7 protein-coding genes and 1 pseudogene are annotated in these 7,412 nt (G+C 56.5%); 5 read left to right on the top strand and 3 right to left on the bottom strand.

Annotated features, from left to right (window positions below; genetic code table 11):
• Positions 1-178 (top strand): annotated as a pseudogene (locus KHU29_RS22255) (transposase); the annotation flags it as partial.
• Between the two features lie 132 nt (positions 179-310).
• On the opposite strand, the gene KHU29_RS17595 reads toward KHU29_RS22255, so the two are convergent.
• Complete coding sequence (locus tag KHU29_RS17595) at positions 311-2,362, bottom strand: TOTE conflict system archaeo-eukaryotic primase domain-containing protein (protein ID WP_343216069.1); 2,052 nt, start codon at positions 2,360-2,362, stop codon at positions 311-313.
• Positions 2,363-2,762: 400 nt separating this feature from the next.
• Positions 2,763-2,957 (bottom strand): DarT ssDNA thymidine ADP-ribosyltransferase family protein, encoded by a 195-nt coding sequence (locus KHU29_RS22560; protein WP_425514486.1) that lies wholly within the window; start codon positions 2,955-2,957, stop codon positions 2,763-2,765.
• Between the two features lie 237 nt (positions 2,958-3,194).
• On the opposite strand from KHU29_RS22560, the gene KHU29_RS17585 reads away from it, so the two are divergent.
• Both KHU29_RS17585 and KHU29_RS17580 read left to right on the top strand, forming a co-directional pair.
• Positions 3,195-3,800 carry a type IV toxin-antitoxin system AbiEi family antitoxin domain-containing protein gene (locus KHU29_RS17585; protein ID WP_211454258.1) on the top strand — a complete coding sequence of 202 codons (606 nt, stop codon included), beginning with the start codon at positions 3,195-3,197 and terminating at the stop codon, positions 3,798-3,800.
• On the top strand, positions 3,797-4,699 hold the full coding sequence (locus tag KHU29_RS17580; RefSeq protein WP_211454244.1) for a nucleotidyl transferase AbiEii/AbiGii toxin family protein: 903 nt from the start codon (positions 3,797-3,799) through the stop codon (positions 4,697-4,699). The genes KHU29_RS17585 and KHU29_RS17580 overlap by 4 nt, the downstream gene beginning before the upstream one ends.
• A gap of 814 nt (positions 4,700-5,513) precedes the next feature.
• On the opposite strand, the gene KHU29_RS17575 is transcribed toward KHU29_RS17580, so the two are convergent.
• Positions 5,514-5,708, bottom strand: coding sequence for a HipA domain-containing protein (locus KHU29_RS17575; RefSeq protein ID WP_211454242.1), 195 nt, complete (start codon positions 5,706-5,708; stop codon positions 5,514-5,516).
• 86 nt (positions 5,709-5,794) lie between these two features.
• Between KHU29_RS17575 and KHU29_RS17570 the strand changes: the two genes are divergently transcribed.
• Together KHU29_RS17570 and KHU29_RS17565 are read left to right on the top strand one after the other, a co-directional pair.
• A complete protein-coding gene (locus KHU29_RS17570) occupies positions 5,795-6,391 on the top strand; it encodes a DUF6088 family protein (protein WP_211454240.1) in 597 nt (198 codons plus the stop codon).
• A complete protein-coding gene (locus KHU29_RS17565; RefSeq protein ID WP_211454238.1) occupies positions 6,384-7,409 on the top strand; it encodes a nucleotidyl transferase AbiEii/AbiGii toxin family protein in 1,026 nt (341 codons plus the stop codon). The genes KHU29_RS17570 and KHU29_RS17565 overlap by 8 nt, the downstream gene beginning before the upstream one ends.
• The last annotated feature ends 3 nt before the right edge of the window (positions 7,410-7,412 follow it).

The following is a 7,412-nucleotide window of genomic DNA, read 5'->3' as shown; positions in this document are numbered from 1 at the left end:
CAAGCCACTGCGCTGTATCACTATCGTTCGCAATAACAAATCTACTCCGCTTGTGCTGGCCACTAACGACCTGACCAGTTCTGCACTGGACATCGCCCAGCGCTACAAGGAACGGTGGGGCATTGAGTTGTTCTTCAAATGGGTCAAACAACATTTGAAAATAAAACAGTTCCTTGGCCGCCCTTCCACGATATCGGCATCGCTAGCACGAGCGTATCGAGCGGAGGATGGTCGAAACCTTCGCCGACGAGTTTGCCTGTGGCGAGAAGAACACGCGGTGCGTCTGGCGACAGGATTTCAAGTGCCTTGATTATCGTGGCTCTCTGTTTTTTTTCGATAGTCGGCCATGTAGCGTAAAGAAGTTTTCTACGCGTCCGCTCAACGCGGTATTGATCGCCTCCAGATGTTCGGTTCGCTCGGTCAGGGCCAGCACTTTGCGCCCCTGACGAAAGGAGTCAACGATCTCATCAGCGATGGCTTGCGTTCGACCGGCGTCGCTCGCCACATGCCGGAAAATGTCTTGAATACCAGCGTCTGGAGGCAACTCAATCCGACTGTCCATCATGCGCGGCATTACCGCCAAATCATGCGGCGCGTTGGTGGGCTTTGCTGCAGTATGCCGAATTGGCCCGCACTGCATGAAGATTACCGGCTGTTGCCTATCGCGGCGAATCGGGGTGGCAGTCAGCCCCAGCACGTACTTGGCCTTGGCGCGCTTCAGAATCGCCTCGAACGAAAATGCAGACAGATGGTGACATTCATCAACCACGATGTGGCCGTAGTTTTCGATCAGATCGCTGGTCTCTCCTTGCCGTGACAAGGACTGCATCACTGCAATGTCGATCTTACCGGTGGGCTTGGCCTTGCCTCCGCCGATAGTGCCGACCACGCCTTTGCCGATACTGAGAAAGGCTTGCAGCCGTTCCTGCCACTGTTTGAGCAATTCGGTTCGATGCACCAGCACCAAGGTGTTCACACCGCGCTTCGCGATCAGCGCTGCAGCGGTCACAGTTTTTCCGAAGGCGGTGGGCGCACACAGCACGCCGGTATCGAAACGCAGCATCGCGGCTACCGCAGCCTCTTGATCGGTACGCAGCGTCCCGGCGAAGGCGATGTCCAGCGGTTCACCTGAAAAACGCTCATCGTTGATGTCACCACGAATACCGTTATTGCGCAGCAATTCGATGGCTGCATCCAGGCAGCCGCGCGGCAACGCGATGTGTTTCGGATAGTTCTCAGCGCAGCCGATCACGCGCGCCTTGTCCCAGGTGCTCAAGCGCATTGCCTGTGCTTTGTAAAACTCCGGGTTTTGGAATGCCGCCAGACGGATCAGCCTGTTGGCCAACGGCTGGGGTAATTGCGCTTTCTCGAAATAGAGTAAATTCGCCAGCATCAGCTTGAGTGTCTGAGGCATCTCCCCAGGCAATTTCGTCGATGCAGCCGGTGTGCGCTTCCACGGCTCCTGTTGATCCTCATCGGCGATGAAGGTAACGTCCAGTGGATGCGTGCCACCCGTGGCTTGCAGGATGGTGGGTTCAATGTAGCTCGGTGACATCGGCTGGATGGACGCAAGAAAAGCCCATTGGTCGGGATAAGGATGAAATTCATCGTCTACGAACACGCTGCAACCGTTCTCGCGTGGCTTTTTCTGCAAGGGCAACGCGATCAGGTTGCCGAAGCCGCCTTTGGGCATGGTGTCCTGATTCGGAAACAGCCGATCGTAAGAACTGAGTTTCAGTTGCCGGGTGCGGGCGCAAGTGTGGCTAATGATGGCAGTGCCGAGCCGCCGGGCGTCCCGCGCCGGAATGCTGGACGCAAAGAATACCCAAGCGTGAGCACCGTTGCCTGAGCGTGAAATTTCCAAAGCTACCGGCATGCCCAATTCACGACACGATTGCACAAAGGCGCGTGCGTCGGCGCGCCATTCGGCCTCGTCAAAGTCAACTGCGAGGAAGTGGCAGCTGTCATCCGTCAATAACGCATAGACGCCGACCGTGTGTTCGCCAGCGAGGTGATCGTAGATGATCGAGTCCGATAGCGGAATCAATAGCCGGTTACCGCAATCGGAGCATTTTATGCGTGGCTTGTCGCAGACACCCGCGCGCCACTCGTTGGCGCAGGCGGGTGAGTACCCGGCTTTGCCTGCGTTGCTTTCCCAGCGGATCGGATAGACGTCAGTGCGGCCATGAAACAGACGGCGAAACAGGTCAAGCTTTTCCTTAGTACTCAGTGATGATGGTTCGACGCGTGGCTCCGGCGTGAGCACTTCACCCCTTGCTGGCGGCGAGGACAATTGCCAGCGGATTTTATGGGAATCAAGCAGGACGATCAAACGGGCATTCTCGGCGCGCAGGCGCTCCAACTCCGCCCCCGAATCGCCTATCATACTGCTCATTGCGGGCGCTCCGCATTCGGCGCGAAGTCATCGCCGAGGTGAAAGAAAATGTGGCCGACGACGCGCCAAGTGCCGATGAAAGATTGTGCAGCTTTCTTCATAACTCATCTTCCAGTCAGGCGAACTGTGCCAAGAAGGATTGTTCAATCTCACTGTATTCCGACATACCCGCCTTCAAGCTATAGTAGTTTGACTGTCCCGCGCGCTCACGCGTTCCAACGCAATGCCAATCGCTCGCTCATCGAACAAGCGGCTAGTAAATTGCCTTGCGCAAATATCATCATCAGAATTACCGCCATGTCCGGGCGAATCGACAGGGCAAGGGTGCGCGCCTGGACCTGCTGATCAATGCTTATCAATGCTTGTTTCAGCGTTTCAGTATAGCAAACGTACCGAGCTCGCCCTGAATTGGCAAATATTGATACACCAACGCCTCGGCCTGATAGCGCTCCATCTTCCGTGGATCATCAGCATCGCGCTTGAAGTCCCGCCGCTGCAGGAGAGGCCAGTCAATCTCCCTCAATTGTGCCAGATCACTATAGTAATTTGTCCAGTCCGGGATGGCAGCGCACCATCGGCAAGAAAACCACCCGTGCCTGAAAATTTCCCTAGTTCATCGACCGGTTTTCAGAAAACATCGACTTGCAAGCGGTCAAGCGATAACTGCTGACAATCCGGAATCTGCAGCCGCAAATGAAGCTCTGCGCCACGACGGTGGTGGACTATCAGGAACTCAGCCGTTCCATTTATTCGTCACTTATTTGCATTCGACGAAAAAATGGAACATACTGAATGGACTATGCGCCATGAAACCCACACCCAACGCGTCCTTGATCTGCTTCGTCAGAAGGGGATGCTGCGTCCCAGCGATCTTGATGGCATCGGCGCTCCCCGAGTGGTCCTGACGCGCATGACGGCTAACGGGCAACTGGAGAAAGCAGGTCGCGGCCTCTATCGGCTGCCCGACAGCCAAGGCTCCGAGCATGAGAGCCTGGCCGCCATCGCAACCAAGGTGCCACAGGCGGTATTTTGCCTGCTCACTGCCCTGCAGTTCCACGAACTGACCACGCAACTGCCACGCCAGGTCTGGATCGCCATGCCGCGTGGCAGTCATGCGCCCAAGATCGACTATCCACCGATCAAGATGGTCCAGTACGCCGGCGAAGCGTACTCCGAAGGCATTGAGGTTCTTGAGCGTGATCAAGTCGCGCTGCGGGTCTATTGTGTAGCCAAGACCATCGCCGACTGCTTCAAGCACCGCAACAAGATCGGACTCGACGTGGCGCTGGAGGCACTCAAGGAAGCACGATCGCAAAAGAAGGCCAGCGCTGATGACCTCTGGCGCTATGCAAAGATTTGCCGCGTCGCTAATGTGATGCGCCCCTACCTCGAGGTGATTGAATGACCAAAGATCTCGCCGCGTCGGTGCGGGCACGCCTTCTGAACGTCGCCAAGGCGCAGGACACGGACTTCAACCAGGTTCTGGTGCGCTTTGCGCTGGAGCGCATGCTGTACCGCCTGAGCCAATCCAAGCATGCCGATCAATTCCTTCTCAAGGGGGCGTTGCTGTTTACGCTCTGGTATGACATGCCCCACCGGCCAACGCGTGATGCGGATCTGCTCGGCTTCGGGCCGAGCGACCTTGCATCGATCACCCAGACGTTCCGGGACATCGCAGGTGTCGATGTCGAGGATGGCATCATCTTCGATCCTGCAACGGCGAGCGTTGAAGAGATCCGTAAAAATGCAGGGTACGCCGGCGCTCGGGTGTTGATTACGGGCGAAATTGCCAAGGCACGGTGCAAGACGCAGATCGACATCGGGTTCGGTGACGCGGTCACGCCTGGCCCGGTTCACGCCATCTATCCGGTGCTGATTGAAGACCTCCCGGCTCCTCGGCTGCGCACATACCCCGTCTACACCGTCGTCTCGGAAAAGCTTCACGCCATTGTCTTGCTCGGCATGACCAATAGTCGCTTGAAGGATTACTTGGACATCTGGGTGTTGCTGGATCGCGAAGCGCTCAACGCCCACACTTTGGCCAGAGCGATCGCTGCAACCTTCGTTCGGCTGGGGATGTCGGTTCCGGTCGCTCTGCCCATTGGCCTGACTGATGAGTTTGCTACCGATCCATCACGGCAGACCATGTGGCTTGCATTTCTCAAGAAGAACCAACTCGTCGTTACGCCTTTGCTTGAAGTGGTCACGACCCTTCGAACAATGCTGGGGCCTGCACTCATTCTGGCCACAACGCTCGAGGCCGCAGCAGGCGCAGTTGATATCGACAAACAGCCCTCTTCGTAGGCCTCAATGTCTCAGCCGGTAGCGCACGCCACCGTTGAGTTTTAAAACTTTAGGACCAATCCCTTCGCTGTGCCAGCGCTCCAGGGATGCCGTGCTTACGCCCCAGCGCCTGGGAAGTCGAAAATAGACAGATCGCCTGTCTCCAATTGAGCAAAGCGTGTGCCGGCGCACGCCTCCCTCGATGTGTTTGCGGGTTCGCTGAACGCCGATTTTAATGAAATCAGGACCTCCGCCCACCCGATTGCGCGGATCGCCGCACTGACGCCTTTTGCGTACCCACGCCTCTACGGATGGGATGAATACCGCTTTGCAGGTTTGCCGTCTCCGTGCACTTGCATTGATTAAGATGAATCACGTGTCGTGCGAGTGAACTGAGCCTGGACACAGGCCGTTAATAATGCGTTCCGTATGATCAACAAGACTGGTTATTTCTTAAAAACCAGCAAAAATTCTGCAAAAAAACCCTGCAAAAACAGGGCTTTAGCGTATGAATCAAAGGATTCCCGAAAATATTTTCCCTGGGAAAATCACTCCCACTCAATTGTTTCTTGCTTTTGCAAACCAGCATGAATACTAGACGTGGCATAGTTGACACGGGTAGTTTACCGTCACTTTTACCGTCAAAAGCAGGCGCGTCGGAAGGCGTCGGACACCTGCTGTTGCCCACGTGCCGGAATCTTTAAGGAGCCGCGATCATCGGCCATTGCCCGACAATCGCCTGCTAGCGAACAATGATCTCATTTGCATCTATGGTCGAAAACCTGAAATATGGCGCTATCGAACGTGCCAATTCAATATCCATGGCATTATCAGCCTAGCTGATATTGAACTTCAAGTCATGGGCGCCGAGTACGGGGTTCATGTCGAAGGCATCGGACAGGCGCCAGCCCTTGCCTGGCATCAGCAAAAAACCGTGATTGCACTGGTGATCGTCGGTGTTGGAGACCAGTAGGCTGAACAGCACAGCATCGGCAAGCAATTGTGGCTTCTTCGCGATTCGTCCGCACATGTGCACGGGAGCCTCGACACCAAAGCATTTCCTCGTTGTCGAATGTCAGAAACTGGTATAAGATTCTAACAATTAGAGGTGCCCTTGTGAACACGTTACCTGAAACCATTCTGCTGCACGCCCAATCCTTGCCCGAGGGCGGAGTGCTATCGCCCAAAGAATTCCTGCATCTGGGTAGCCGGGCCGCCATCGATCAAGCCCTTTCCAGGATGACCAAGGAAGGTAAGCTGCTGCGTGTGGGTCGCGGAACCTATGTCACGCCGATATACAGCCGGTTCGGCACGCGCCCCCCCGCGCCAGAAAAAGTCGTGGCGTCGCTGGCAGCACAAAGCGGTGAAGTTGTTGCCACACACGGCGCTTCCGCCGCCAACGCTCTGGGGCTAACCCAACAAGTGCCCATTCGCGAGGTCTACGTGACCTCGGGGCGCACCCGAAAATTGAAACTCGGCCGCTCTGAAGTGCTGGTGAAGCACGTGCCACGCTGGATGCTAGTCTTGGGCACTGGCCCGGCTGGCGCGGCAGTGCGCGCTCTGGCATGGATGGGGCCGACACATGCCGACGAATCATTGGCGACCCTGCGCAGGACCCTGCCACCGTCGGAATGGCGCGCGCTGGCGTCGTCACGTGCGGCACTACCATCCTGGATGGCGCGTGCGATCGGTGAGGAAGCGGCTCGTGGCTGAAACCTTCTTTGCCCTCAGCCGAGACGACCAGCGCGAAGTCCTGGAACAAGCTCGTGCCAAAACGAATCGCCCAACGCATTTGCTCGAAAAGGACGTGTGGGTCGTCTGGATACTGGGCGCCCTATTCGATTCATCACTGACCGCCGACCTTACATTCAAGGGCGGCACCTCCTTGTCCAAGGCCTACAAGGTCATTGATCGGTTCTCCGAAGACATTGACCTCACCTACGACATCCGCAGGCTGATCGAAGACTTGATTGACGGTGAAGAGACTTTACCAACCAGCCGCAGCCAAGCCAACAAATGGACTAAGGTGGTGCGCGAGCGCCTGCCCGGTTGGATCGAAACAAACGTGCGCCCGATCATTGAGGCTGCGCTGACCCGCGAACAGCTGGATGCCAAGCTCGAAATCGGCGGCGCAGAGAACGATAAACTGCTGCTGCATTATCCTGCGCTCGAGAACGGCACCGGCTATGTCCCTCCGGTAGTGGTGCTGGAGTTCGGCGGCCGTGATACCGGCGAGCCGCATCAGGTGCTGCCCATCACCTGCGACATGGACGGGCACGTTCCGAATATTTCATTCCCCACCGCATCACCCCAGGTCATGAGTGTGGCGCGAACCTTTTGGGAAAAGGCAACAGCCGCGCATGTCTACTGCGCTCAGGGCCGGATACGCAGCGAACGCTACGCACGGCATTGGCACGACTTGGCGGCACTCGGACGCAGCCAATACTTTGCTGGTGTGATTGCAGACCGCGCTGTAGCCGCTTCCGTCGCACAACACAAATCGTTCTTTTTCATCGAAAAAGACAGTGCTGGTAGCGTCATCGACTACCTGCCGGCCGTAAAGGGGCATCTGAACATTGTGCCCACTGGCGATGCGCGTACCGCATTGGCCGATGACTACGCGAACATGCGCGCCGACCAGGTCATGCTCGGTGAAGCTCTCAGCTTCGATCAGTTGATGCAGGCTTGCAGTGAAGTCGAGACCCAGGCAAACATGGCTATCGTGCCATGATAA

This window comes from Collimonas antrihumi (assembly GCF_018304965.1).
Lineage (GTDB): Bacteria > Pseudomonadota > Gammaproteobacteria > Burkholderiales > Burkholderiaceae_D > Collimonas > Collimonas antrihumi.
The sequence above is the reverse complement of the archived record's forward strand: the minus strand, read 5'-3'. Positions and strand labels throughout refer to the sequence as shown.